Source organism: Vibrio ichthyoenteri ATCC 700023 (assembly GCF_000222605.1).
Taxonomy (GTDB): Bacteria; Pseudomonadota; Gammaproteobacteria; order Enterobacterales; family Vibrionaceae; genus Vibrio; species Vibrio ichthyoenteri.
In genome coordinates, this window is the sequence record NZ_AFWF01000116.1 from 1 (window position 1) to 552 (window position 552).

Genomic DNA, 552 nt, shown 5'->3' on the forward strand with positions numbered 1-552 from the left:
TAGAGATTGAACAACCGGACACTAATAGTAATGCTACGAATGGTATTGTATTTGATAATTTCATTATTAATCCCTTTAATTTACTACTTTGTTTTCGATAATTTTTTTACAGTAGCAATAGTTGAGCGGCTACAGCCTAAGAGTGATTGAACTTGCGACCAACTCTTACCTTCTGCAAGTAAAAGCTGAATGTTTTCTCTCAACTTAACGTCTGGTTTTCGTCCTTGGTATTTTCCTAACGCTTTGGCTTTCTCTATCCCTTGAGCTTGGCGTTTTCTTCTCGTTTCGTAATCGTCCCTTGCCATTGCAGCTGCTAAATCAACCATGAACTCGGTAAGTACCCTAGAAATCATAGAAGTTTGTTGATCTGTATGGGTTAACACTGCGTGAGTCATTGGTTGATCGAGGACGACGATATTGATACCTGCTTCGACGAGTTGTTGTTTGAGTTTTTTCCATTGTTCATAGGGGAGGCGAGATAGACGATCAACTTTTTCGATGAGCAACACATCGCCTCGATGCGAATCCTCAATCAAGCGCGATAATTCAGCC

1 protein-coding gene is annotated in these 552 nt (G+C 40.4%); it reads right to left on the bottom strand.

Translation table 11 applies throughout. The features are described from left to right. Positions 1-83: 83 nt before the first annotated feature. The coding region (locus tag RH85_RS09855; RefSeq protein ID WP_006712079.1) for a recombinase family protein at positions 84-552 on the bottom strand (469 nt) is incomplete at its 5' end.